Annotated in this window: 26 protein-coding genes; 2 read left to right on the forward strand and 24 right to left on the reverse strand. The window is 66.0% G+C overall.

Annotation, left to right across the window (positions count from 1 at the left end; genetic code table 11):
- Positions 1-17: 17 nt before the first annotated feature.
- The 9 genes from ccmI to ccmA form a co-directional block, all read right to left on the reverse strand.
- The gene (ccmI, locus tag ABKS89_RS21360; protein WP_348586991.1) at positions 18-1,229 is read right to left on the reverse strand and encodes a c-type cytochrome biogenesis protein CcmI; all 1,212 of its coding nucleotides are present in this window, start codon (positions 1,227-1,229) and stop codon (positions 18-20) included.
- Positions 1,226-1,696, reverse strand: coding sequence for a cytochrome c-type biogenesis protein (locus ABKS89_RS21365; RefSeq protein ID WP_348586992.1), 471 nt, complete (start codon positions 1,694-1,696; stop codon positions 1,226-1,228). The genes ccmI and ABKS89_RS21365 overlap by 4 nt, the downstream gene beginning before the upstream one ends.
- Positions 1,693-2,235: a thiol:disulfide interchange protein DsbE gene (gene dsbE / locus ABKS89_RS21370; RefSeq protein WP_015476576.1), complete on the reverse strand. Its 543-nt coding sequence runs from the start codon at positions 2,233-2,235 to the stop codon at positions 1,693-1,695. Before dsbE ends, ABKS89_RS21365 begins: the two co-directional genes overlap by 4 nt.
- Positions 2,236-2,237: 2 nt before the next feature.
- Positions 2,238-4,211, reverse strand: a complete 1,974-nt coding sequence (locus ABKS89_RS21375; protein WP_348586994.1) for a heme lyase CcmF/NrfE family subunit — start codon at positions 4,209-4,211, stop codon at positions 2,238-2,240.
- Between the two features lies 1 nt (position 4,212).
- The gene (gene ccmE, locus ABKS89_RS21380; protein WP_045212029.1) at positions 4,213-4,698 is read right to left on the reverse strand and encodes a cytochrome c maturation protein CcmE; all 486 of its coding nucleotides are present in this window, start codon (positions 4,696-4,698) and stop codon (positions 4,213-4,215) included.
- Positions 4,695-4,871 (reverse strand): heme exporter protein CcmD, encoded by a 177-nt coding sequence (gene ccmD, locus ABKS89_RS21385; protein ID WP_081519307.1) that lies wholly within the window; start codon positions 4,869-4,871, stop codon positions 4,695-4,697. Before ccmD ends, ccmE begins: the two co-directional genes overlap by 4 nt.
- Positions 4,868-5,614: a heme ABC transporter permease gene (locus ABKS89_RS21390; protein WP_088416741.1), complete on the reverse strand. Its 747-nt coding sequence runs from the start codon at positions 5,612-5,614 to the stop codon at positions 4,868-4,870. Before ABKS89_RS21390 ends, ccmD begins: the two co-directional genes overlap by 4 nt.
- A 65-nt stretch (positions 5,615-5,679) precedes the next feature.
- Entirely contained in the window at positions 5,680-6,351 is a 672-nt protein-coding gene (gene ccmB / locus ABKS89_RS21395) for a heme exporter protein CcmB (RefSeq protein WP_017520311.1), read from the reverse strand.
- Positions 6,348-7,004 carry a cytochrome c biogenesis heme-transporting ATPase CcmA gene (gene ccmA / locus ABKS89_RS21400; protein WP_348586996.1) on the reverse strand — a complete coding sequence of 219 codons (657 nt, stop codon included), beginning with the start codon at positions 7,002-7,004 and terminating at the stop codon, positions 6,348-6,350. Before ccmA ends, ccmB begins: the two co-directional genes overlap by 4 nt.
- 271 nt (positions 7,005-7,275) lie before the next feature.
- Here ccmA and fliK point away from each other — a divergent pair, with 271 nt between their 5' ends.
- Entirely contained in the window at positions 7,276-8,895 is a 1,620-nt protein-coding gene (fliK, locus tag ABKS89_RS21405) for a flagellar hook-length control protein FliK (protein ID WP_138215061.1), read from the forward strand.
- Entirely contained in the window at positions 8,892-9,233 is a 342-nt protein-coding gene (locus ABKS89_RS21410) for an EscU/YscU/HrcU family type III secretion system export apparatus switch protein (RefSeq protein ID WP_348586997.1), read from the forward strand. The genes fliK and ABKS89_RS21410 overlap by 4 nt, the downstream gene beginning before the upstream one ends.
- A 6-nt stretch (positions 9,234-9,239) precedes the next feature.
- Here ABKS89_RS21410 and ABKS89_RS21415 read toward each other — a convergent pair whose 3' ends face one another.
- From ABKS89_RS21415 to flhA, 15 genes are all read right to left on the reverse strand, one after another.
- Complete coding sequence (locus ABKS89_RS21415) at positions 9,240-9,737, reverse strand: hypothetical protein (protein ID WP_242015380.1); 498 nt, start codon at positions 9,735-9,737, stop codon at positions 9,240-9,242.
- 152 nt (positions 9,738-9,889) lie between these two features.
- Complete coding sequence (locus tag ABKS89_RS21420; protein WP_138520550.1) at positions 9,890-10,297, reverse strand: DUF2802 domain-containing protein; 408 nt, start codon at positions 10,295-10,297, stop codon at positions 9,890-9,892.
- A 1-nt stretch (position 10,298) separates the two neighbouring features.
- Entirely contained in the window at positions 10,299-10,778 is a 480-nt protein-coding gene (locus tag ABKS89_RS21425) for a chemotaxis protein CheW (protein ID WP_015476565.1), read from the reverse strand.
- A 73-nt stretch (positions 10,779-10,851) separates the two neighbouring features.
- Positions 10,852-11,811, reverse strand: a complete 960-nt coding sequence (locus ABKS89_RS21430) for a CheW domain-containing protein (protein ID WP_348586999.1) — start codon at positions 11,809-11,811, stop codon at positions 10,852-10,854.
- A 97-nt stretch (positions 11,812-11,908) separates the two neighbouring features.
- Positions 11,909-12,697 carry a ParA family protein gene (locus ABKS89_RS21435; RefSeq protein ID WP_138215065.1) on the reverse strand — a complete coding sequence of 263 codons (789 nt, stop codon included), beginning with the start codon at positions 12,695-12,697 and terminating at the stop codon, positions 11,909-11,911.
- Positions 12,698-12,746: 49 nt separating this feature from the next.
- Positions 12,747-13,628 (reverse strand): flagellar motor protein MotD, encoded by an 882-nt coding sequence (gene motD / locus ABKS89_RS21440; protein ID WP_348587001.1) that lies wholly within the window; start codon positions 13,626-13,628, stop codon positions 12,747-12,749.
- A 16-nt stretch (positions 13,629-13,644) separates the two neighbouring features.
- Positions 13,645-14,385, reverse strand: a complete 741-nt coding sequence (locus tag ABKS89_RS21445; protein WP_138215067.1) for a flagellar motor protein — start codon at positions 14,383-14,385, stop codon at positions 13,645-13,647.
- On the reverse strand, positions 14,385-15,503 hold the full coding sequence (locus ABKS89_RS21450) for a protein-glutamate methylesterase/protein-glutamine glutaminase (protein ID WP_348587002.1): 1,119 nt from the start codon (positions 15,501-15,503) through the stop codon (positions 14,385-14,387). Before ABKS89_RS21450 ends, ABKS89_RS21445 begins: the two co-directional genes overlap by 1 nt.
- Before the next feature lie 72 nt (positions 15,504-15,575).
- The gene (locus ABKS89_RS21455; RefSeq protein WP_348587004.1) at positions 15,576-17,816 is read right to left on the reverse strand and encodes a chemotaxis protein CheA; all 2,241 of its coding nucleotides are present in this window, start codon (positions 17,814-17,816) and stop codon (positions 15,576-15,578) included.
- Between the two features lie 31 nt (positions 17,817-17,847).
- Positions 17,848-18,630 carry a protein phosphatase CheZ gene (locus tag ABKS89_RS21460; RefSeq protein WP_045212054.1) on the reverse strand — a complete coding sequence of 261 codons (783 nt, stop codon included), beginning with the start codon at positions 18,628-18,630 and terminating at the stop codon, positions 17,848-17,850.
- 19 nt (positions 18,631-18,649) lie between these two features.
- Positions 18,650-19,024: a chemotaxis response regulator CheY gene (locus ABKS89_RS21465; RefSeq protein WP_085988857.1), complete on the reverse strand. Its 375-nt coding sequence runs from the start codon at positions 19,022-19,024 to the stop codon at positions 18,650-18,652.
- A 197-nt stretch (positions 19,025-19,221) separates the two neighbouring features.
- Positions 19,222-19,971 (reverse strand): RNA polymerase sigma factor FliA, encoded by a 750-nt coding sequence (gene fliA, locus ABKS89_RS21470; protein WP_184594480.1) that lies wholly within the window; start codon positions 19,969-19,971, stop codon positions 19,222-19,224.
- Entirely contained in the window at positions 19,968-20,795 is an 828-nt protein-coding gene (gene fleN / locus ABKS89_RS21475) for a flagellar synthesis regulator FleN (protein WP_017520297.1), read from the reverse strand. Before fleN ends, fliA begins: the two co-directional genes overlap by 4 nt.
- Before the next feature lie 163 nt (positions 20,796-20,958).
- Positions 20,959-22,269: a flagellar biosynthesis GTPase FlhF gene (gene flhF / locus ABKS89_RS21480; protein ID WP_348587005.1), complete on the reverse strand. Its 1,311-nt coding sequence runs from the start codon at positions 22,267-22,269 to the stop codon at positions 20,959-20,961.
- A gap of 15 nt (positions 22,270-22,284) precedes the next feature.
- On the reverse strand, positions 22,285-24,408 hold the full coding sequence (gene flhA / locus ABKS89_RS21485) for a flagellar biosynthesis protein FlhA (protein WP_138215072.1): 2,124 nt from the start codon (positions 24,406-24,408) through the stop codon (positions 22,285-22,287).
- Positions 24,409-24,464 lie beyond the last annotated feature (56 nt).

A 24,464-nucleotide genomic window follows, 5' to 3' on the forward strand; every position in this document is an offset into this window, starting at 1 on the left:
ACCCTCTCTTGTCGTGATTACTTCTGATCCGGGCTGTCGATTGTCACGCTCTGCTCGCCCGCCTGGGAAGTAGACAACGAAGCACTTCGTCCGATCCATTCCCCGGCAGTGGCATTGCCGGCGCGGGAGATGCGCGCGACCAGCTGCACCTGCGGATGCTGGGAGAGCTTGAGCTGCGGCATCATCGCGTCGGCGTCGCTCAGCGAAACCTCGCTGGGCAGGTCGGAGACCTTCAGGCGCTTCACCGCCAGCGGCATCGGCGGGCCGCTCACCGCACGGGCGAAGACGAACACGCTGTCGTCCGGCTTGACCTGGCCCTTCACTGCGTCGGTCAGGTCGACCTTCACCTTCAGGGTCACGCCAGCGGTGTCGGCAGCAACCGGGGCTTCGGGCGGAGTCTGGCCCTTCTCGACCATCCGCTGGCGAGCGCGCTCGATACCGCCGGCGATGGCGTCGCGGGACGGATCGTCCTGCGGCAGCACGGTGACCAGGCGGCCCCAGTAGTCGATGGCGTCAGCGTACTTCTCGTCCTCGAACGCGGCGATGCCGAGCAGGCCGAGGGTGGTGACTTCCTGCGGGTCCTTCTTCAGCGCTTCATCGGCGAGGTCACGGACCTGCGGGCTGAGCGCCTTGTCCCCGGCGAAGTACAGCGCCTGCGCCCATTGGCCGAGCACTTCCGGCTGGCGGCCGGAGAGGCGCGCGGCCTGCTCGAAGGCCTTGGCGGCGTCGGCGGCGCGGTTCTGGGTCATGTAGGCGCGGCCGAGGAAGTACCAGCCTTCGGCGGAGTCCGGCTGAGCCTTCAGCGAGCGCTCCAGGCGCGAGGTCATCTCTTCCATGGACTTGGGCGCGGTGGCGAACTCGCGGGCCAGCTCGACCTTGTCACTGGCGCCCCAGTGCAGGTAGAGACCCAGGGCGAGGAACGGCAGGACCAGCGCCACCACCAGCGGCGCTGCGCGGCCTAGACGGGAGCGGCGATCATCGCCGGCGCCTTCGGTGTCGGAGAGCAGCTCGCGGGCCGCTTCGGCGCGGCCGGCTTCGAACTGCGCGGCGTCGAGGGTGCCGGCGTCACGCTGGGAAGCCAGCTCGGCCAGACGCTCCTGGTACAGGGCGACGTTGAGGGCGGTGCGGTCTTCCTCGGCCTGGGCCTTGCGGCCGCGCAGCAGAGGGACGAGGAGGAATGCCAGGGCCACCAGCAACAGCAGGCCGGCGGCGAGCCAGAAATCGATCATTTGTCTTGGTTATCCAGCAATTGGTCGAGACGCGCCTGCTCCTCGGCGGACAGCGTGGTGGAAGTGGCAGCGGCCGGGCGATGACGGCGCGCGACGATGGCGCCGATGACGATCACGCCCAGGCCCAGCAACGCGGCGGGGCCGAACCAGAGCAGCCAGGTGCGCTCGCTGACTTCGGGCTTGTAGCGCACGAACTCGCCGTAGCGGTCGACCATGTAGTCGACGATCTGCTGGTTGCTCTTGCCGGCCGCCATCTGGGTGTAGATCTGCTTGCGCAGGTCGGCGGCGATCGGCGCGTTGGAGTCGGCGATGTCCTGGTTCTGGCACTTGGGGCAGCGCAGCTCGGTGGTCAGTTCGCGGAAGCGCGCGCGCTCGGCGTCATTGGCGAACTCGTAGGTGTCGATGGCGGCGTGGGCGATGCCGGTCAGGCAAAGCCCGAGCGCGGCGGCGGCAAGCAGACGCTTCATTTGCCCTCCGCTTCGTCGACCAGGCCCTGGTAGATCGGCGCCAGCTGTTCACGCCAGACCTTCTCGTCGACGGCGCCGACCAGCTTGTGGCGGATGATGCCGTCCTTGTCGATGATGTAGGTCTCCGGCGCGCCGTAGACGCCCAGGTCGAGGCCCAGGGTGCCCTGCGCATCGGCGATGTTCATCAGGTAGGGGTTGTGCAGCTCCTTGAGCCACTTCTGCGCCGCAGCGCCATCGTCCTTGTAGTTGATGCCGTAGATCACCACGCCCTTGGCGGCCAGATCGGTGAGCACCGGGTGCTCGAAGCGGCAGGTCGGGCACCAGGTGCCCCAGACGTTGACCAGCGCCGGCTTGCCCTTGAGGTCGGCCTCGGTGTAGGTCTTGCCCGGCTCGGTGACGCTGGGCAGGGAGAACGCCGGGAACGGCTTGCCGATCAGCGCCGAGGGCAGCTCGCTGGGGTCCAGCCACAGGCCACGGAAGAGGAATACCGCGACGACCAGGAAGATCGCCAGGGGCAACAGCAGGATCGCACGCTTCACACTCAGGCTCCCTGTCCGGCGAGGCCGAGGGCCTCGCGTACACGCGTTTTCACTTTCACCCGGTAGCGACGGTCCAGCGCCGCCAGCACGCCGCCCAGGGCCATCAGCAGGCCGCCGAGCCAGATGAAGCGCACGAAGGGCTTGATGTGCACACGCACGGCCCAGGCGCCGTTGTCCAGCGGCTCACCCAGGGCGACGTAGAGGTCGCGGGTCAGGCTGCCGTGGATGCCGGCCTCGGTCATCATCGAGTTCTGCACGCTGTACAGGCGCTTCTCCGGGTGCAGCACGGCTACTTCAGAGCCCTTGCGGGTCACGCGGATGGTGCCCTTGTCGGAGGTGAAGTTCGGCCCTTCGAAGTGATGAGTACCCTCGAAGCGGAACTGGTAACCGGCCAGCTCCACCGACTCGCCCGGCGCCATGCGCAGGTCGCGCTGGGCGCTGAACTGGCTGGTGAGGACCACACCGATGGCGCAGATGGCGATACCGAAGTGCGCCAGCTGCATGCCCCAGTAGCTGCGGTTGAGGCCCGCGGCACCGGCGATCACACCCTTGTGGCGGACCTTGTCGAAGAAGTCACGCACACCGGCCAGTACGACCCAGGCGGCCAGCATGAACACCGCCAGCACTTCCCAGTGCAGCTCGCCGTACAGGAAACTGCCGAGACCGCCCAGCACCACGGTGCCGATCAGCACCGGGGTGAGCATGTTGCGCAGCCAGCGGGTCGGGGTGTCCTTCCAGCGCACCAGCACGCCGACCGCCAGGGCCAGCATGAGGATGGCAATCAGCGGCACGAACAGCGCGTTGAAGTACGGCGGGCCGACCGACAGCTTGGCGCCGCTGATGGCGTCGAGCACCAGCGGGTAGAGGGTGCCCAGCAGGATCATCGAGGCGGTGACCACCAGGATCAGGTTGTTCAGCAGCAGCAGGGTTTCGCGGGACCAGAGGGCGAAGCCGACCTGGCTCTTGACCACCGGCGCGCGCAGGGCGAACAGCGTCAGTGAACCACCGACCACCACCAGCAGGAAGGCGAGGATGAACACGCCGCGCTCGGGGTCCGAGGCGAAGGCGTGCACCGAGGTCAGTACGCCGGAGCGGACCAGGAAGGTGCCCAGCAGGCTCAGCGAGAAGGCCGCGATGGCCAGCAGCACGGTCCAGCTCTTGAACACGCCGCGCTTCTCGGTCACCGCCAGCGAGTGGATCAGCGCGGTGCCCACCAGCCAGGGCATGAAGGAAGCGTTTTCCACCGGGTCCCAGAACCACCAGCCGCCCCAGCCCAGTTCGTAGTAGGCCCACCAGGAGCCGAGCACGATACCGACGCCGAGGAAGGTCCAGGCCACCAGGGTCCACGGACGCGACCAGCGCGCCCAGGCGGCGTCGAGACGGCCGCCGAGCAGTGCGGCGATCGCGAAGGCGAAGGCCACCGAGAAGCCCACGTAGCCCATGTAGAGCATCGGCGGGTGGAAGATCAGGCCCGGGTCCTGCAGCAGCGGGTTGAGGTCGTTGCCGTCCGCCGGCACCTGCGGCAGCAGGCGGCTGAAGGGGTTGGAGGTGATGATCAGGAACAGCAGGAAGCCGGTGCTGATCATGCCCATCACGGCCAGCACGCGGGCCAGCATCACTTCCGGCAGCTGGCGGGAGAACACCGACACGGCGAAGGTCCAGCCGCCGAGGATCAGCGCCCAGAGCAGCAGCGAGCCTTCGTGGGCGCCCCACACGGCGCTGAACTTGTAGAACCAGGGCAGCGCACTGTTGGAGTTGCTGGCGACGTAGGCCACCGAGAAGTCATCGTGGAGGAAGGCCCAGGTCAGGCAGCCGAAGGAGAACAGCAGGAAGGCGAACTGCCCCCAGGCTGCCGGGCGCGCCAGGCTCATCCACTGGCGATCGCCACGCCAGGCGCCGACCAGCGGGAAGAACGACATCACCAGCGCCATGCACAGCGCGAGGATCAGCGAGAGGTGGCCGAGTTCGGGAACCATGTCAGTTGCTCCCCTGTTGCGGCGCGGCATTGCCGCTCTGGCTGGCTTCGTAGTGCTCCAGCTTGCCGCTGTCCTTGAGCGCCTTGGTGACTTCCGGCGGCATGTATTTCTCGTCGTGCTTGGCCAGCACTTCATCGGCGGTCAGCACGCCGGCTTCGTTGATCTTGCCCAGGGCGACGATGCCCTGCCCTTCGCGGAACAGGTCCGGAAGGATGCCGCGGTATTTCACCGTGACTTCCTTGGCGAAGTCGGTGACCACGAATTCCACGTCCAGCGAGTCCGCCGAACGCTTGAGCGAGCCCTTCTCGACCATGCCTCCGGCGCGGATGCGCGTGTCGTGCGGGGCTTCGCCGTTGGCGATCTGGGTCGGGGTGTAGAACAGGTTGATGTTTTCCTGCAGGGCCGACAGCGCCAGGCTGACGGCGACGCCAACGCCGGCGACGATGGCGAGGACGATGTACAGACGCTTCTTGCGGACCGGATTCACTTGCTGGCCTCCCGGCGCAGACGACGCGCCTCTTCTTGCAGGTAACGCCGGCGCGCCACGATCGGCGAGACGACGTTGATCGCCAGAACCACCAGGCAGATGGCGTAGGCGGACCACACGTAAGGGCCATGGTGACCCATGGCGAGGAAATCGGAGAAGGACTCGAAACTCATAGCGCGCGCTCCACCTCGGCCTTGACCCAGCTCGCGCGGGCTTCGCGCTTGAGCACTTCCAGGCGCATGCGCATCATCAGCACTACGGCGAAGAAGCAGTAGAAACCGGCGACCATCATCAGCAGCGGGATCCACATCTCCGGCGGCATCGGCGGCTTTTCAGTCAGGGTGAAGGTGGCCGGCTGGTGCAGGGTGTTCCACCAGTCCACCGAGTATTTGATGATCGGGATGTTCACCACGCCGACGATGGCCAGCACCGCGCAGGCCTTGGCCGCGCTGTCGCGGTTGGTGATGGCCTGGCCGAGGGCGATGATGCCGAAATAGAGGAACAGCAGGATCAGCATCGAGGTCAGGCGTGCGTCCCAGACCCACCAGGCGCCCCAGGTCGGCTTGCCCCAGATGGCACCGGTGACCAGCGCGACGAAGGTCATCCAGGCACCGATGGGCGCGGCACACTGCACGGCGACGTCGGCGATCTTCATCTTCCAGATCAGCCCGACCGCGCCGGCCACCGCCAGCATCACGTAGCAGGACTGGGCGAGGAACGCCGCCGGCACGTGGATGTAGATGATCCGGAAGCTGTTGCCCTGCTGGTAGTCAGGCGGCGCGAAGGCCAGGCCCCAGACGGTGCCGGCAACCATCAGCAGGATCGCGGCGACCGCGAACCACGGCATCCAGCGTCCGCTGATCTCGTAGAACCACTTGGGCGAGCCAAGCTTGTGAAACCAAGTCCAGTTCATCATCAGGCTCTGTAATTCAAAGCTCTAGTCTGCCGCCGGTGCCGCTTCCCAGCCCGGCGATCGTTCGTTCACTCGCCGACGCTGATCTTCAGCCCGGCGGCGATGGCAAAGGGCGTCAGCGTCAATGCTAACGCCGTCAGGCTGGCCAGCCACAGCAGGTGCCCGGCGGTGGGCAGCCCCTGCAGCGACGCCTGCAGCGCTCCGCTGCCCAGGATCAGCACCGGAATGTAAAGCGGCAGAATCAGCAGGGCCAGCAGCAGGCCGCCGCGCTTGAGACCGACGGTGAGCGCCGCGCCCACGGCGCCCAGCAGGCTCAGGATCGGTGTCCCCAGCAGCAGCGACAGCAGCAGGTCCGGCAGACAGCGCGCCGGCAGGCCCAGCATCAGGGCGAACAGCGGCGACAGCAGCACCAGGGCCAGCCCTGAAACCAGCCAGTGTGCCAGCACTTTGGCCAGGACCAGTAGTGGCAGGGGGTGCGGCGAAAGGACCCACTGCTCCAAGGAACCATCCTCGAAATCGCTGCGGAACAGGCCGTCCAGCGACAGCAGCACCGCCAGCAATGCCGCGACCCAGACCAGCCCCGGCGAGAGGTTCTTGAGCATTTCCGACTCGGGGCCGACCGCCAGCGGGAACAGCGCTATGACGATGGCGAAGAACACCAAAGGATTAGCCAGCTCCGCCGGACGGCGGAACAGCAGGCGCGCTTCGCGGGCGAGCAGCAGGGTGAAGACATTGCTCATCGCGCCGCCATCTCCCGTGCGTGCAGGCCCAGGTCGAGGGCGCGGTAGCCTTGCGGCATGCGCTCCAGGGTGTGATGGGTGGTCAGCACAACTAATCCACCGCGTTCGCAATGGCCGGCCAGGTGTTCTTCCAGCTGCGCCACGCCCTGCTTGTCCAGGGCGGTGAAGGGTTCGTCGAGGATCCATAGCGGCGGCGCGTCCAGGTACAGGCGCGCCAGGGCCACGCGGCGCTGCTGGCCGGCGGACAGGGTATGGCAGGGAACGTCCTCGAAGCCGCGCAGGCCGACGGCTTCCAGCGCCTGCCAGATGGCATCGCGGTTGGCCGGCTGGTGCAGGGCGCAGAGCCAGGCGAGGTTTTCTTCGGCGGTGAGCAGGCCCTTGATGCCGGCCGCGTGGCCGATCCACAGCAGCTGACGGGCCAGTTCATGGCGCTGCTCGGTCAGCGGCTTGCCATTGAGCAGCACATCGCCGGCAGTCGGCTGCATCAGCCCGCTGAGCAGGCGCAGCAGGCTGGTCTTGCCGCTGCCGTTGGGGCCGACGATCTGTAGCATTTCGCCCGCGCCCAGTCGCAGATCGAGACGCTCGAACAGCATGCGCCAGTCCCGCTCGCAGGCGAGCGCCACGGTTTCGAGGAGGGGATGGGTCAAGGGCATCGGCAACCGTCGGGCAGAAAACAGTCAGTGGTGCAAAAACGCGGCCATACCGCGCGGGCCGCCAAGCACGGCCTCGGGCGGCGCATTATACACAGCCGTTCCTACGCCCGACGTCAGGTTTTTCGACAGGGTGTAACGTCAAATCAGCGCACCTTGAGCTACGTCCATGCGCAACCACCGCCCTGCCCTCCTGCCGCCGGACGGTCTAAAGTGCGCGCAATCGCCGCCGATACACTGGGCGCAACCCCGTCACGCCGCCTGCAGGTCCCCGATGCCGAGTGAAATTGGCGCTTCCCGTCCGCTACCGCCTACCCCGTCGCTGCGCAGCACGCAGAGCGCGGCCGAGCTGACGCTCAAGCTCGCGCAGAGCCTCGGCGACCTGCTGCCGCCGGGAGACAAGGCCCACGCGGAAGTACTGGCGGTGCGCGACGGGCAGGTGAATTTCCAGCTGCTGCTGCGCCTGACCATGGCCAGCGGCCAGCAGGCCCTGGTGGTGGCGGAAAGCCCGCAGGCGCTGCCCAAGGGCAGTACCCTGCAGCTGTCGACGCTGAACCAGACCAGCCTCGCCGCCACCCTGCTGACGCAACCGAGCCTCGGCTCGCTTGGCCCCCTCGGCATGAGTGGCGCCAGCCAGGCGCCACTGGGTAGCCTCGACCTCGACGTGCTGCCCGTAGGCACCCTGATCCAGGGCAAGGTGGATGCCAGCCAGCTGATCGCCCTCGGCAAGGCCGAACAGGTGGTCTACAAGGTGCTGGTGACGTTGCTCAATACGCCGCTGGCCGGGCGCCAGCTGAGCATCGAATCGCCCAACCCGCTCCCCCTCAACAGCCTGCTCAGCGCCCGCGTGCAGGACCAGCAGGCCCTGCAGTTCCTGCCGATGAACGCCCGCATGGACCAGCTCGACCTGAGCCTGCAGCTCGGCGCCCAGCAGAACCGCCAGGGCCCGCTGGATAATCTGTTCAAAGCGCTGCAGGGTAGCGGCAGCAACCCGAACCTGAGCCCGGAGCTGCGCCAGTCGGTGGACAAGCTGCTCGGCGCACTGCCAGACATCCGCCAGCTCAGTGATGCCAAGGGCGTCGCCCAGGCCTTCCAGCAAAGCGGCGCGTTCCTCGAAGGGCAGTTGCTGCGCGGCGTAGAGGGTTTGCCCCAGGACCTCAAGGCCAACCTGCTGCGGCTGATTGCCCAGATACTGCCAACCGTCCAGGGCGGTACGGCGGCCGCGGTGCTGGGCAACCTGCCGGGCAGTGCCCTGGCCGGTGCCAACAATCTGGCACAGGCCATGCCGGCCTTCGTACGCAATGCACTGGGTGTGATCGGCCAGACCAGCGGGCGCACGCCGCCACCGGTCAGCTTCCCGCTCCCCAGCCGGCTGGCCAATGAACTGGAAGAAGAAGGTGACCTCGAGTCGCTGCTCAAGCTGGCCGCCGCCGCGGTCTCCCGCCTGCAGACCCACCAGCTGGGCAGCCTGGCGCAGAGCGATGTACTGCCCGACGGTACGGTACTGAACACCTGGCAGCTGGAGATTCCCCTGCGCCATCAACAGCAGATGGTGCCGATCCAGGTACGTATCCAGCAGGAAGAAAAGGACAGTCCGGCGAGCGAGCGTGAGCAGCAGCCGCGGGAAATGCTCTGGCGCGTCGATCTGGCCTTCGACCTGGACAGCCTCGGCCCACTGCAGGTCCAGGCCACCCTGGCCCACGGCAGCATCGGCACCCAGCTGTGGGCCGAACGTGCCGCCACCGCCAGCCTGATCGACGGCGAACTGGGCACCCTGCGCCAGCGCCTGAACGACGCCGGTCTCAGCGTGGGCGAGCTGAGCTGCCGCCAGGGCAAGCCGCCCCAGGGCGCGCGCACGGCGGTGGAACAACGCTGGGTGGACGAGACCGCATGAAGAAGCCGAGGAAAGCGCCGCGCCAGGCCATCGCCCTCAACTATGACGGGCAGAGCGCACCGACGCTCACGGCCAAGGGCGACGATGAACTGGCGGAAACCATCCTCGCCATCGCCCGCCACCACGAGGTGCCGATCTACGAGAACGGCGAGCTGGTGCGCCTGCTGGCGCGCCTGGAGCTGGGCGACGCGATTCCCGAGGCGCTCTACCGCACCATCGCCGAGATCATCGCCTTCGCCTGGTACCTCAAGGGCAAAAGCCCGCTGAACGACAAGCCAGGGGCGCCGCCGGACGCGCTGCCGCTGTTGCTGGAAGGGCCCGACTCCCGGCGCCGGTAAGCCTGCTCAGCCGCGGCACTCGCAGCCGCTGCGGGCCGGAGGAAGATCGCCGGCCGGGGCAAAGTCACTGAACTCGCCCACCGACTTGCGGATCGGCTGCTCGTCTTCGCTGTGGTAGAGCACCATGCTGCTGGTCACCTCGCGCAGCTGCGCCAGGGAAATCGGCTTGTCCAGCACATCCAGCAGCGGCACTCGGTTGGCCCAGGCCCACTGCATCAGGCCGCGTCGTTCCTCCGCACTGTAGCTCCCCACCAGCAGGAACTGGCGGAAGGTGTTGCTCTGGCTCAGCGCCTTCAGGCTCATCAGCTCGCTGGGGCCGGGGCGGAAGTCGTCATGGATGAACAGGCTGTAACGCTGCCGAGTACCAAGCGCCTTGCGCACTTCGTCCAGGTTCAGGCACAGGCTCAGGTGATAGAACTCCAGGCGATTGAGCAGCACGCTGTAGTTCAGCAGCCGGCCGGGGTGCGAGCACAGCACCATGGCCCGACGGGAAACGGTCGCCATATCGATGGCCTCGGAAAAATTTTGACGAGGCCAATTTAGCGACGAATTGCCGCGATTCTTATCAGACGAGTCCTAATTGCCTGTAGTGAAACTCCTACAAGCGAGAAATCCCGACAGGCGGCAAGGGCACGAAAAAGGCGATGGCGCGGGCTTCAGTCCCGCGCCTTGCCCTGATGCAGGCGGGCGACCAGTTCGGCTTCGGCCTGGGACAGGCCGCAGCTCTGGGTCAGGTCTTCGGGGCTGGCGCCCATGCCGACCAGACGTGCCGCCTGACTGAAGGAGAGGCTGGTGGGATCACGCTGCTCGATGCGCACCAGGCGCTCGGGCAGCGGCGCGACCTGCTTGTTCAGCTCGCGCAGCTCCTCGCCCATGCGGATATTGATCTGCTGGTACGACTCGATGCGCTTGCCCTGTTCCTTCAGGCGCTGCTCGAACACCGCCAGTTGCTTGGCCAGCTGCACCGCCTGGGCTTCCTGGGCACGCTGCCGGCCGGACAGCCAGACGCAGGCCAGCGCCAGGCCAGCGCAGGCGATACCGAGCACTACCAGAGCGATCAGCACCTCAGATGCTCTCCAGCTCCGACCACTCTTCCTCGGTCATCATCTTGTCCAGCTCGACCAGGATCAGCAGCTCGCCGTTCTTGTTGCAGACGCCCTGGATGAACTTGGCCGATTCCTCGTTACCGACGTTCGGCGCGGTCTCGATCTCGGACTGGCGCAGGTAGACGACCTCGGCGACGCTGTCGACCAGGATGCCCACTACCTGCTTGTCGGCTTCGATGATGACAATGCGGGTGTTGTCCGAGACCGGCGCCGGATCCAGGCCGAAGCGCTGGCGGGTATCGATCACGGTGACCACGTTGCCGCGCAGGTTGATGATGCCCAGCACGTAGCTCGGGGCACCCGGGACCGGCGCGATCTCGGTGTAGCGCAGCACTTCCTGGACCTGCATCACGTTGATGCCGTAGGTCTCGTTGTCCAGGCGGAAGGTGACCCACTGCAGAATCGGATCTTCGGCACCTTGCGCTGACGTTTTCTTCATATCCCCTCGCCTCTTCTGGTTCCACGCCGCCTGCGGCGTGGAGGTTGTCTTTCAAATCCGCTTGCGCACAGCCTCAGGGCTGCAGACGCTTGGCGGCGCCGCTGGCGATCAGTTCGGCCAGGGCCGAGACATCGAGCAGCGCGCACATCTGGTCGATCACCGTGCCGGCCAGCCACGGGCGTTGCTGGCGCTGGCTGCGCCACTTCACCTCGGACGGGTCCAGGCGCACCGAGCGGCTGACCTGATGCACGGCCAGCCCCCACTCGTAGCCCTGCACGGAAATCACGTACTGCAGCCCCTCGCGGTAGTCGTCGCGGTAACGCTCGGGCATCACCCAGCGCGCGGTGTCGAGTACCTTCAGGTTGCCGTTCTGGCCCGGCAGGATGCCGAGGAACCAGTCGGGCTGGCCGAACAGCGGGGTCAGGTCGTGCCCCGCCAGTGGATAGATGGAGCCCAGGCAAACCAGCGGCACGGCCAGGGTCAATCCGGCGACGTCGAACAGCAGACACTCGAAGGGCTCGGCGGCCCAGACCGGGCGACCGTCGTCGAGCAGCTTGAGCGGCGCGGCGGGCATCTCGGCGCTGCCGGGCTGGTGCAGGTCGATGACCTGGCCCAGTTGCGCCGGCGGCTCGTCGGCCTCGGCAGCATCGGCAACGGGCGCTTCGATGACCGGTGCTACGGGCTCTGGCAGGCGCAGTTCGGCCAGCGGAGCCGGGGCAACCGGTGCGCGAGCGGCGACGTTCAGGCGTGCATCGCGGACCTGCTCTTCGAGCACGGCCGCTTCGAATTCATCGAGGCTGACGCTGGCTTGCGGCGCCTGCTGTACCGCAACCTGAGGCTCGGCGATCAGCGGCGCGACCGGCTCGCTGACCACCAGCGCCACCGGGGCGATCGGAGCCGGAGCAACCGGCGCGGCGACAGGCTGCGCCACCGGCTCCGGATCGAAGTCTTCGAAAGTTGCCTCCTGCAGCAGTGCGTCCAGGTAGGACTGCAGCGCGAGCTGGGGGCGAGTGGCGGTAGCGGAACGACTCATGATGGATAACCGCGCAAGGTGACTGTCCAGCCTATCGGCAGCGGACGCGCCGCTCTTGAGCGCATCCGTCGGATTCTTTTGTTCAGGCCTGCCATCTTCAGGCTACCTGGCTCGCCGGCACATGGGCCAGCAGATGCTTGAGCAATGCGCGGTAGGCGATCACACCCCGGCTGTTGCTGTCGTTGCGCGACGGCACCGTGCCCAGGCGGCTGGCGTCGCGCAGCTTGGTATCCACCGGGATGAACGCCTGCCAGAGGGTTTCCGGGTAGGTATCGCGCAGCACCCGCAGGGTGCCCAGCGATGCCTGGGTACGGCGGTCGAACAGGGTCGGCACGATGGTGAACGGCAGCGCCTGCTTGCGCGAGCGGTTGACCATCTTCAGCGTGTTGACCATGCGCTCCAGGCCCTTGAGGGCGAGGAACTCGGTCTGCACCGGGATCACCAGGTGCTGGCTGGCCGCCATGGCGTTGACCATCAGCACGCCCAGCAGCGGCGGGCTGTCGATGATCGCGTAGTCGAACTCGTTCCACAGCTGCGCCAGGCTCTTGGCGATCACCAGGCCGAGACCGTTCTGCCCCGGCGACTGGCGCTCCAGGGTGGCCAGCGCGGTGCTCGACGGCAGCAGGCGGATGTTCTCGTGGCTGGTGGGCAGCAGCAGCGATTCCGGCAGTCCCTCGGGCACGTTGCCCTGGTGCAGGAACAGGTCGAACACACTGTGCTCCAGGGTGTCCGGGTCATGGCCGAAGTAGCTGGTCATCGAGCCGTGGGGGTCCAGGTCGACGATCAGCACGCGCTTGCCGGCGTCCGCCAGCAGGCCTGCCAATGCGATCGAGGATGTGGTCTTGCCGACGCCACCTTTCTGGTTGGCTACCGCCCAGACTTTCATAGTGCTGGCTCCCCGCATGCACAGGATCGGATCAGGGTCATCATGTCGTTCAGTCCCCTGCCGATGACGAAGAATTGACGGCGCCACTGCCGGGCGCCTCGCTGGCAATCACTGGTGCAGATTGCGTGCCAGCATGCCGCAACGCCGGGTCCGGCTGCGCCTTGCCACTGCCCACCCCGCTGATGCTGCGGCGCACCTCCAGGTTGCGGGAGATCACCAGCACCACCCGGCGGTTGCGTGCGCGGCCATCCGCCGTGGCATTGTCCGCCACTGGCTGGAATTCGCCATAGCCCACCGCCGCCAGCCGACCGGCGTCGAGGCCGTCCTGGGCGAGCATGCGGACGATGCTGGCGGCGCGCGCCGAGGACAGTTCCCAGTTGGTCGGGTACTGCGAATTATGGATCGGAACGTTATCGGTGAAGCCTTCGACGTGCACCGGGTTGCGGTAAGGCGCCAGAATCCTGGCGACCTTCTCGATGATCTCGAAGGCAGCGTCATTGGGAATCGCATCACCGCTGGGGAACAGCAGGCTGGAATTGAGGGTGATCTCGATCCAGAACTCGTTACCGCGCACCGACAGCTGGTCAGTGGAAATCAGGTCGCCGAAGGCCTGGCGCACGCTATCGCTGATCTGCTGCAGGGTATCGGGGTTGCTCTGGGCCTGCCCCTCGTCCTGTGGCTCGTTCAGCGACTGGTCCGGCTGCTGGGTACGCGGGCGCTCCTCGCCGACAGGGATCGGGCGGATCGAGCGGTCCGGCTGGTTGAACACGCCGGTCAGGGTTTCCGAGAGGATCTTGTACTTGCCTTCGTTGATCGAGGAGATCGAGTACATCACCACGAAGAAGGCGAACAGCAGGGTGATGAAGTCCGCGTAGGACACCAGCCAGCGTTCGTGATTCTCATGTTCCTCATGACGTCTGCGGCGAGGCATGCGCATCCCCTCCCCCTCAGCCGACGAAGCCTTGCAGCTTCAGCTCGATGGAGCGCGGGTTCTCACCCTCGGCGATGGACAGCAGGCCCTCCATGAGCATTTCGCGGTAGCAGGACTGGCGCAGCACGATGCTTTTCAGCTTGTTGCCGATGGGCAACAGCAGCAGGTTGGCCAGGCCCACACCGTAGATGGTGGCGACGAAGGCCACGGCGATGCCGTTGCCCAGCTGGCTGGGGTCGGCGAGGTTGCCCATCACATGGATCAGGCCCATCACCGCACCGATGATGCCAATGGTCGGCGAGTAGCCGCCCATGGCTTCGAATACCTTGGCGGCTGCCAGGTCGCGGCTTTCCTGGTTGTACAGGTCGACTTCGAGGATGCTGCGGATGGCCTCGGGCTCGGTGCCGTCCACCAGCAGTTGCAGGCCCTTGCGCGCGTAGGGGTCGCGCTCGGCATCGGCGACGGTTTCCAGGCCCAGCAGGCCTTCCTTGCGCGCCGTCATGCTCCAGCCGACCACGTGGTTGATGCCGCCGACCAGATCCACCTTAGGTGGCAGGACCATCCAGCGCAGCATGGTCACGGCGCGTTTGAGCACCGCGACCGGGGTCTGCAGCAGTGCGGCAGCCAGGGTGCCGCCCACCACGATCAGTGCCGCCGGGCCGTTGGCCAGGGCACCGACGTGCCCGCCCTCGAGGAAGTTGCCACCGATGATGGCAACCAGCGCGAGGATCAGGCCGACCAGGCTGAGGACATCCATCAGCCGCAGGCCTCGGTCAGGTGCCGGCCGATGTCGTCCAGGCTGTACACCGCGTCGGCCAGGCCGGCCTTGGCGATCGCCATGGGCATGCCGTAGATCACGCAGCTGGCTTCATCCTGTGCCCACACCTGGGCGCCGCCCTGCTTGAGCATGCGCGCGCCTTCGCGGCCGTCAGCGCCCATGCCGGTGAGGACCACCGCCAGGACCTTGTCGCCGTAGGCCTTGGACGCGGAACCGAAGGTCACGTCGACGCAGGGCTTGTAGTTCAGGCGCTCGTCACCAGGCAGGATGCGGATCGCGCCACGGGCGTCGACCATCATCTGCTTGCCGCCGGGAGCCAGCAGGGCCACGCCGGGACGCAGAATGTCGCCATCCTCGGCTTCCTTGACGGTGATCTTGCACAGCTTGTCCAGGCGCTCGGCGAAGGCCTTGGTGAAGGCCGCCGGCATGTGCTGGATCAGCACCAGCGGCGCGGGGAAATTGGCAGGCAGCTGGGTCAGGACCCGCTGCAGCGCCACCGGCCCACCGGTCGAAGTGCCGATGGCTACCAGCCGGTAGGGCTTACGCTTTGGGGCGGCGGAAGTCGCCGGAGCCGGAGCGGCCGGCGCGTGGCTGGCGCCCGACGAAGCGGGAGCGGCCGGGCGCGCAGTGCCGGCTGCGGGCGTCGAAGCCGGCGCGGCCGGGCTCGACGAGTACGAGGAGTACGCGGCGAAGCGGCGGTTGCTCTTGGCGATGGTGTGGACCTTCTCGCACAGCAACTGGCGGACCTTGTCCGGGTTGCGCGAGATGTCCTCGAAATTCTTCGGCAGGTAATCGACGGCGCCGGCATCCAGCGCGTCCAGGGTCACCCGCGCGCCCTCGTGGGTCAGCGAGGAGAACATCAGGACCGGCGTCGGGCAGCGCTGCATGATGGTCCGCACGGCGGTGATGCCGTCCATCAGCGGCATCTCGTAGTCCATGGTGATCACGTCGGGCTTGAGCGCCAGCGCCTGATCGATCGCCTCGCGGCCATTGGTTGCCGTGCCGACCACCTGGATCTGCGGGTCAGCCGAAAGAATCTCCGAGACGCGGCGGCGGAAGAACCCCGAATCGTCCACCACCAGGACTTTGACAGCCATAGACACTCCTGAAAAAAACTTCTTCCATCACACGGGCGGGCGCGGGGTCGTCCCACGTCCCGCCCATGGCGGTCAGATACGACGGGCGTAGCGCTTGAGCATGCTCGGCACGTCGAGGATCAGCGCAATGCGCCCGTCCCCGGTAATAGTCGCCCCCGCCATGCCCGGCGTGCCCTGCAGCATCTTGCCCAGCGGCTTGATCACTACTTCTTCCTGGCCCACCAGCTGGTCGACCACGAAGCCGATGCGCTGGGTGCCCACGGAGAGGATCACCACGTGGCCCTCGCCCGGCTCGTCATACTGCGCGCCCGGCACCAGCCAGCGCTTGAGGTAGAACAACGGCAGGGCCTTGTCGCGGACGATCACCACTTCCTGGCCATCGACCACGTTGGTGTTCGACAGGTCGAGGTGGAAGATCTCGTTGACGTTGACCAGCGGGAAGGCGAAGGCCTGGTTGCCCAGCATCACCATCAGGGTCGGCATGATCGCCAGGGTCAGCGGGACCTTGATGACGATCTTCGAGCCCTGGCCCTTGGTCGAGTAGATATTGATGATCCCATTGAGCTGGGAAATCTTGGTCTTCACCACGTCCATGCCGACACCGCGGCCGGAGACGTCGGAAATCTCGGTCTTGGTCGAGAAGCCCGGCGCGAAGATCAGGTTGTAGCAGTCGGACTCGGAGAGGCGATCGGCCGCGTCCTTGTCCAGCAGGCCCTTCTCCACAGCCTTGGCGCGCAGAACGTCCGGGTCCATGCCCTTGCCGTCGTCGGAGATCGACAGCAGGATGTGGTCGCCTTCCTGCTCGGCGGACAGCACCACCTTGCCCGAACGCGACTTGCCGGCGGCCTCGCGCTCGTCGGGGCCTTCGATGCCGTGATCCACCGCGTTGCGCACCAGGTGCACCAGCGGGTCGGCCAGGGCCTCGACCAGGTTCTTGTCCAGGTCGGTCTCTTCGCCGATCAGCTCGAGGTTGATCTCTTTCTTCAGGTTGCGCGCCAGATCGCGGACCTGGCGCGGGAAGCGGCCGAAGACCTTCTTGATCGGCTGCATGCGGGTCTTCATGACCGACGACTGCAGGTCGGCGGTGACCACGTCGAGGTTGGAGACGGCCTTGGCCATCGCCTCGTCGCCGCTGTTCAGGCCCAGACGCACCAGGCGGTTACGCACCAGCACCAGTTCGCCGACCATGTTCATGATCTCGTCCAGGCGGGCGGTGTCCACGCGCACGGTGGTTTCCGCTTCGTTGGCCGGCTTTTCTGCGGCGGCAGCGGCGGGCTTGGCCGGCGCAGGCTTGGCGGCAGCGGTCGGCGCCGGAGCGGGCTTGGGTGCGGGCGCAGCAGCCGCTTTGGGCTGTGCAGCGGGTTGTGCATTGGAGGGCGCAGCCGCGAACGCTTCTTCCTTCGCGCCGGTGAACTGGCCCTTGCCATGCAGCTCGTCGAGCAGCTTCTCGAATTCGTCGTCGGTGATGTTGTCGTCGCCACCGGCAGCCGGAGTTTCCTCGGGCTTGGTCTGGGCAGCGGTTTCGACGGGAGCGGCGGCTTCTTCCTTAGCGCCGGTGAACTGACCCTTGCCATGCAACTGGTCGAGCAGCGCTTCGAACTCGTCGTCGCTGATCTCGTCGCCAGCACCGACGGCGGGCGCCTCGGCAACCGGTGCCGGAGCCGCGCTGACGGGCTCCTTGGCAGCAGCGCTGAACTGGCCCTTGCCGTGCAGCTGGTCGAGCAGTGCTTCGAACTCGTCGTCGGTGATGTCGTCGCCACCGCTGCCAACCGGTGCGGCAGGCGCTTCGGCGGCGGGCTCGAGGGCATCCATCAGTTGTTCGAACTCAGCGTCGGTGATGTCGCCATAGGCGGCCGCAGCGGCCGGGGCCTCTTCCACGACAGGCTCGGCAACAGCCGCAGCGGGAGCTTCGGCAGGAGCGGCGTTCGGATCCGCCAGGCGCGACAGCGCAGCCAGCAGCTCGGGAGTGGCCGGCGTCGGCTCCTCCGCGTCACGCACCTGCTGGAACATGACGTTGACGGTATCCAGCGCCTGCAGCATCACGTCCATCAGCTCGGCATCCACGCGGCGTTCGCCCTTGCGCAGCATGTCGAACACGTTTTCGGCGATGTGGCAGCACTCCACCAGCGCATTCAGCTGGAGGAAGCCGGCACCACCTTTGACGGTATGGAACCCACGGAAGATTGCATTGAGCAGGTCCATGTCATCCGGGCGGCTTTCCAGCTCGACCAGTTGCTCGGACAGTAGCTCGAGAATCTCGCCGGCCTCCACCAGGAAGTCCTGGAGGATTTCGTCATCGGCGTCGAAGCTCATTCGGTGCTCCCTCTACAGCGTCAGCGGACGCTTAAAAACCAAGGCTGGACAACAGGTCATCGACATCGTCCTGACCGGATACGACGTCCTTTCTTGTATCGGCAGCAATCTGCGGACCTTCACCCTTGGACGATCTTTCTTTTTCCACCGCGTCGCGCATGCTCTCGTGGTCATGCTCGATGCCGGCGTAGCGATCGACCTGCCCCGCCATCCAGACCAGCTTCACCAGGTTCGACTCGACCTCGGTCACCAGCTTGGTGACGCGCTTGATCACTTGCCCGGTAAGGTCCTGGAAGTCCTGCGCGAGCAGGATGTCGTTCAGGTGCGCGGAGAGCTTGCGGCTGTCCTGGGCGCTGATGTAGAGGAACTGCTCGACACGCTTGGCCAGGTCACGGAAGGCCTCGGGGCCCAGCTCGCGACGCATGAAACGCGACCAGTCTTCCTGCAGCTCCTTGGCCTGGGTCTCGATGTGCATGACCACCGGGGTGCACTCTTCCACCAGGTCCATGGTCCGATTGGCCGCTTTCTCGGTCATCGTCACCACGTAGGACAGGCGATCAGTCGCGTCGGCAATCTGCGAGACTTCCTGGGCGCGCGGGGAGCTGGGATCGATCTGGAAGTTGACGATGGCGTTGTGCAGCTCGCGGGTAAGCTTGCCTACCTCTTGGTAGAGCCCGCGATCACGCGCCTGGTTGAGCTCGGAGATCAGCTGCACGGCGGTCTGTACGTCGCCCTGCTCGAGGCAGTCGACCAATTCGCGCGCGTGTTTTTTCAGGGTCGACTCGAAGTCACCCGCGGATTCGTTGAAATCCATGACGCCCTCTTGGTCAGCCTCAGCTGCCGACCCGCTCGAAAATCTTCTCGATCTTTTCTTTCAACACCTGAGCGGTGAAAGGCTTGACCACATAGCCGTTGACCCCGGCCTGGGCCGCTTCGATGATCTGGTCGCGCTTGGCTTCAGCGGTGACCATCAGTACCGGCAGGTGCTTCAGACGCTCGTCGGCGCGGACCGCACGCAGCAGGTCGATGCCGGTCATGCCGGGCATGTTCCAGTCGGTAACGAGGAAGTCGAAGTTGCCGCTGTGCAGCATCGGCAGCGCAGTGGTGCCGTCGTCGGCTTCTGCGGTGTTGGTGAACCCCAGGTCCCGCAGGAGGTTCTTGATGATGCGCCTCATCGTGGAAAAGTCGTCCACGATGAGAATTTTCATGTTCTTGTCCAAACCTGCCTCCATCGATACCAAACGCGCCCTGGCGGGCGTGCCGTCAATTCATCGAGCGTCGTGCGCTCTTTGCTGTGGGCGCGTCAAAGGAACGTCACCCAAAAATTCGTAAGCCTATAACTTGCCTAAGGAAAATCCCTTCAGCACCGCCTCTCAGAAGCAGCCGACGCGAAACTACCCGATGCTCAGCGAGCGCGCCACTCCGCCAGTCGCGAACGCAGGCGCGCGGCGCACTGGCTGTGCAGCTGGCTGACGCGGGACTCGCTGACGCCCAGCACTTCGCCGATCTCCTTGAGGTTGAGTTCCTCGTCGTAGTACAGCGCCAGCACCAGTCGCTCGCGCTCGGGCAGCTTGGTGATGGCGTCGGCCAGGGCCGCCTGGAAGCGTTCGTCTTCCAGGCCGTGGGACGGCTCGTTGTCGTGGTGCGAGGCGTCTTCGGCAAAGCCGCCGCCCTGGTCGCCGTCCTGCAACATGTCATCGAAGCTGTACAGACGGCTGCCCTGGGTGTCGCTGAGGATGCCGTAATAATCTTCGAGGCTCATATTGAGTTCGGCAGCAACCTCCTGATCTTTAGCGTCACGTCCGGTGCGCGCTTCGACGGTGCGGATGGCGTCGCTGACCATGCGGGTGTTGCGGTGGACCGAACGCGGGGCCCAATCGCCCTTGCGCACCTCGTCGAGCATGGCGCCGCGGATACGGATGCCGGCGTAGGTTTCGAAGCTCGCGCCCTTGCCCTGATCGTATTTCTTCGCGGCCTCCAGCAGGCCGATCATGCCGGCCTGCATCAGGTCCTCCACCTGCACGCTGGCCGGCAGACGGCCGAGCAGGTGGTAGGCGATGCGCTTCACCAGCGGGGCGTGTTTCTGGATCAGCAGTTCCTGGGAGTTGTGCGCCTGTGCCTTGCTGTACATACGCGCTCCGGAGGCCGCGGTCATACGGCCGAACCCGTGGGATGTTGCACCAGGCGCTCGACGAAGAACTCCAGGTGCCCTCTTGGGTTGGCCGGCAGCGGCCAGCTGTCGACCTTCTGCGCCACCGCACGGAAGGCCAGGGAAGCCTTGCTGCGCGGGAACGCCTCATACACCGAACGCTGCTTCTGCACGGCCTTGCGCACCGACTCGTCGTAGGGAATGGCGCCGACGTACTGCAGCGCCACGTCCAGGAAGCGGTCGGTGACCTTGGTCAGCTTGGCGAACAGGTTGCGGCCCTCCTGAGGGCTGTGGGCCATGTTCGCCAGCACGCGGAAACGGGTCATGCCGTAGTCGCGGTTGAGCAGCTTGATCAAAGCGTAGGCATCGGTGATGGACGTGGGTTCATCACAAACGACCAGCAGCACTTCCTGGGCGGCACGGACGAAGCTCACCACCGAGTCGCCAATGCCGGCGGCGGTGTCCACCACCAGCACGTCGATGTTGTCGCTGATGTCGCTGAATGCCTGGATCAGGCCGGCGTGCTGCATCGGCGTGAGGTGCACCATGCTCTGGGTGCCCGAGGCCGCCGGGACGATGCGGATGCCGCCGGGTCCCTGGAGGATCACGTCACGCAGGTCGCATTCGCCTTCGATGACGTCGGCCAGCGTGCGCTTGGGCGACAGCCCCAGCAGCACGTCGACGTTGGCCAGGCCCAGGTCGGCATCCAGCAGCATGACGCGGCGGCCGAGATCGGCCAGCGCCAGCGACAGATTCACCGACACGTTGGTCTTGCCCACGCCACCCTTGCCGCCGGTGACTGCGATTACCTGAACGGGATGCATACCCATATCAATACCTTGTCTCGTCGTTCGACCGTCACGCATCGGCGTTTCGGCTAATCCGGCTGCAGTGCTCTACCGCCTCCGGCGCTCGCGGATCGTCTTGCAGAGCATCCGCATCGCTTGGGCGGCTCAACCGGCCACCCCACGCCCCACCCGGGGCTCACAATCTTCAGCTGGCGCGACGCACCGGCTGTTGGTAAAGGCCGGCGAACATGTCCGCCATGGCATCCTCGCAAGGCTCTTCGGGCGATTGCAGGCTCACCGCGCGGCTGACCAGTTGGTGCGCGCGTGCCACATGCAGATCGTCCGGGATCTTCGGCCCGTCAGCCAGATAGGCTACCGGTAGATGCTGGCTGATAGCCAGAGCCAGAGCTTCGCCGAGGCTTCCCGCTTCGTCCAGTTTGGTCAGGATGCACCCGGCCAGCCCACAGGAACGATAGTTCTGCCAGGCGGACTTGAGTACCTGGCTCTGGCTGGTCGCGGCCAGCACGAGGTAATTCTTCACGTTCAGGCTCAGCGACGACAGCGCTTCGAGCTGCATGCGCAGCGCCGGATCGTTGGCGGGCAGGCCGGCGGTATCGATCAGCACCAGACGCTTGCGCGCCAGCGGTGCCATGGCCTGGATCAGCGACTGGCCCGGATCGACCAGGGTCACCGGCACATTGAGAATGCGGCCCAGCGTCTTGATCTGCTCCTGCGCACCGATGCGGAAGCTGTCCATGGACACCAGCGCGATGCTCTGCGCGCCGTACTTCAGTACGTAGCGGGCGGCCAGCTTGGCCAGGGTGGTGGTCTTGCCCATGCCGGCCGGGCCAACCAGGGCGATCACACCGCCCTGCTCCAGCAGGTCGATTTCCGGGGTATTGATCGAGCGCGCCAGGTGCGCCAGCAGCATGCGCCAGGCCTGCTTCGGATCGGCGATGGAAGCCACGCGCTCCAGCAGGTTGCGCGACAGGTCGGCCGGCAGCCCCATGCGTTGCAGGCGACGCCACAGGCCGGCTTGTTTCGGACGCTGGTTCTGCAGCTGGTTCCAGGCGATGGAGCCCAGCTGCACTTCGATCAGCTCGCGCAGGCCGTTGAGCTCGAAGCGCATGGCTTCCAGCGCCTGCTGGCCGACAGTGGGCGCCGCCGGGGCAACCGGTGCATCCATGGCGGCGGCCAGGGTTTCGGCGGCGCTGCGACGCGGCTTCTCGGTGCCGTACATTTGACGGTCGCCGCGCACGCTATCGCTGGCGCGGGTCGGAGCCGACAGGTCAGCCTTGGCCTGGGCGATCTTCGCCTGGGTCTTGCGCAGCTCGGCTTCCAGCGCCGGGTTCGGCTTGCTGGCCGCCACCGGGGCCTGGTAATCCAGCGCCGCGGTCAGCTCTACGCCACCCGCGACACGGCGATTGCCGATGATCGAGGCGTCCGGGCCCAGCTCGTCACGGACCAGTTTCATGGCCTGACGCATATCAGCGGCGAAGAAGCGTTTTACCTGCATGGCCTGCGACCTCAATCAATTCTGCCCAACAGTGGCAACGATCGTGACTTGTTTGTTGTCGGGGATTTCCTGGTAAGCCAGCACATTCATGGTGGGAACCGCCATCCGGGCGAATCGCGACATCATCGCGCGGATGGGACCTGCCACCAGCAGAATCGCCGGCTTGCCGAGCATCTCCTGACGCTGCGCCGCTTCAACCATCGAGCGTTGCAGCTTTTCGGCCATTCCGGGTTCCAGCAACATGCCTTCTTCGGAGCCCTGTCCGGCCTTCTGAAGACTATTGAGCAATATCTGTTCCAACCTGGGCTCCAGAGTGATCACAGGCAGCTCCGGCTCTAGTCCCACAATGGTTTGCACGATTGCACGGGACAGTGCCACACGAACCGCCGCCACCATCGCGGCGGGATCTTGACTCTTCACCGCCACGTTGGCGATGGCCTCGGCGATGGTACGGATGTCACGTACCGGCACCTGTTCCTGCAGCAGCGCCTGAAGCACCTTGAGCAGCGTCGACAGGGAAATCATTCCCGGCACCAGCTCTTCGGCGAGCTTGGGCGAAGTCTTGGCCAGCAGCTGCATCAGTTGCTGGACTTCCTCGTGGCCCAGCAGCTCGTGGGCGTGCTTGTGCAGCACCTGGTTCAGGTGGGTGGCGACCACGGTGCTGGCATCGACCACGGTGTAGCCCAGCGATTGCGCCTGATCACGCTGCGAGGCCTCGATCCAGACGGCTTCCAGGCCGAAGGCCGGGTCCTTGCCGGCGATGCCGTTGAGGGTGCCGAACACCTGGCCGGGGTTGATCGCCAGGTCGCGATCCGGGTAGATCTCGGCTTCCGCCACACTGACGCCCATGAGCGTCAAACGATAGGCGTTGGGCAGCAGGTCGAGGTTGTCGCGGATATGCACCGACGGCATCAGGAAGCCCAGGTCCTGGGACAGCTTCTTGCGCACGCCCTTGATCCGCGCCAGCAGCTGGCCGCCCTGGTTACGATCGACCAGCGGAATCAGGCGGTAGCCCACTTCCAGGCCGACCATGTCCACTGGGGTCACGTCGTCCCAGCCCAGTTCCTTGGTCTGCTCGGCGCGCTGGGCGGGCAGCAGTTCCTGCTGGGTCTGGGCTTCCTGCTCGGCCTTCTGGCTGGCCTGGCGCTGGCGATGCCAGATCAGGTACGCGCCACCAGCGGCCAGAGCGCCCAGGCCGACGAAGGAGACGTGCGGCATGCCGGGGACCAGGCCCATGGCGATCAGGATGGCGGCAGAGATCGCCAACGCCTTGGGCGAGGCGAACATCTGGCGGTTGACCTGCTGGCCCATGTCTTCGGAGCTGGAGACACGGGTCACCATGATCGCGGCGGCGGTGGACAGCAGCAGCGAAGGCAGCTGCGCCACCAGGCCGTCACCGATGGTAAGCAGGGCGTAGACCTTGCCGGCGTCGCCGAAGCTCATCGAGTGCTGGATCATGCCGATGGCCACGCCACCGATGAGGTTGATGAAGAGGATCAGCAGGCCGGCGACGGCGTCACCGCGGACGAACTTGCTGGCACCGTCCATCGAGCCGTAGAAGTCGGCTTCCTGGGCCACTTCGGCGCGGCGCTTCTTGGCTTCCGCCTGCTCGATCAGGCCGGCGTTGAGGTCGGCGTCGATGGCCATCTGCTTGCCGGGCATGGCGTCGAGGGTGAAACGCGCGCTCACCTCGGAGATACGCCCGGCACCCTTGGTGACCACCACGAAGTTGATGATCATGAGGATCGCGAAGACCACGATACCGACGACGTAGTTGCCGCCGATCACCACCTCGCCGAAGGCCTGGATCACCTTGCCCGCAGCCGCGTGGCCATCGTGGCCGTGCAACAGCACGACGCGGGTGGACGCGACGTTCAGCGCCAGGCGCAAAAGCGTGGCGACCAGCAGGATCGTCGGGAACACGGCGAAGTCCAGCGGGCGCAGGGCGTACACGCTGACCAGCAGGACCACGATGGACAGGGCGATGTTGAAGGTGAACAGCACGTCCAGCAGGAACGGCGGGATGGGCAGGGTCATCATCGCCAGCATGGCGAGCAACAGCAGCGGCACGCCGAGGTTGCCCCGGCTGAGCCCTACCAGATTGCTGCGAACAGTGCCGATCAGTTGCGTACGATCCACCCGAATTTCCCCTGCGCGTTGGTGACCGAGCCGGCCACCGGATCAAACTTTTGACG

The sequence above is a fragment of the Pseudomonas sp. LABIM340 genome (assembly GCF_040017195.2).
Classification (GTDB): Bacteria; Pseudomonadota; Gammaproteobacteria; order Pseudomonadales; family Pseudomonadaceae; genus Pseudomonas.